The organism is Streptomyces sp. NPDC005803, from assembly GCF_040630435.1.
In the GTDB taxonomy this organism is placed as follows: Bacteria; Actinomycetota; Actinomycetes; order Streptomycetales; family Streptomycetaceae; genus Streptomyces.
Map to the genome: position 1 here is coordinate 1 of NZ_JBEXXO010000093.1, position 1,034 is coordinate 1,034.

At 64.3% G+C, this 1,034-nt stretch carries 1 pseudogene; it reads left to right on the forward strand.

Annotated features, from left to right (window positions below):
• Positions 1–1,034: pseudogene (locus tag ABZ454_RS38975) on the forward strand (hypothetical protein); the annotation flags it as partial.

A 1,034-nucleotide genomic window follows, 5' to 3' on the forward strand; every position in this document is an offset into this window, starting at 1 on the left:
GGGACAAGATCAAATCCGGTTTCGTCACCGCGTACCACGCCACGGTCGGAGTCGGGAAGTCCCTGATTAACTGGGTAGGCGGTCTGCCTGGCCGGGCGAAGGCCGCACTGAAATCCCTTGCAGTCAAGATCGTCGCGACTGCCCTCGACGCGTGGTTTCGCTTCAAGGCGTCCACGGTCTCAAAGGTGACCGAGTTGGTCACGTGGTTGACGGGCCTGCCCGGCAGGATCAAGACCGCACTCGGTCGCCTCGGCAGTCTGCTGCTGTCCGCCGGCCGCGACCTGATCATGGGTCTCATCCACGGCGTCGAGGCCAAGGCGCAGGCCGCGATCGACACGGTGCGGAACATCGGCTCGAGGGCCGTGTCCGGCATCAAGGGCGTCCTCGGTATTCACTCGCCGTCGCGGGTGTTCCGGCAGATCGGTATCTACCTCAACCAGGGCCTGGTCGAGGGTCTCACCGGCTCCACGGCCAAGGTCAAGACGGCGACGAAGCGCATCGAGACGCTGCTGATGCAGACCTACAACAAGGTCGCCGACCTCAAGGGCACCAAGGGCGTCAGTAACAGCTGGGTCAAGGCCCAAGAGAAGACGATCAAGAGGCTTCAGGCGTACGCCCAGAAGGAAGACAAGATCCTGCGCGGGCTGGCGGCGAAACGGGACAGCGTCGCCGCGAAGATCAAGACGGCGCAGAAGAACCTGACCGACCTCCAGAAGAAGTGGTCCGACGAGGTCGCGTCTGTAGCCGACGGCATCAAGCAGGGGTTCTCCATCGTCACGGAGGCGCCGCAGGAGGGCATTGCGCTCACCTCGCAGGACGTCATCAACAAGATGCAGGACCAGATGCAGAAGGCCACGGCCTTCGCGGCGCAGCTCCAGGCCCTCAAAACCAAGGGCTTGTCCGCGGATCTGATCGCGCAGATCGCGGCCGCCGGCGTCGACTCGGGCGGGGCAACGGCTGCCGCACTCTCTACCGCCACCAAGGGCCAGATCTCCCAGATCAACGCCCTGAACAAGACGACCAACGCCGCCGCG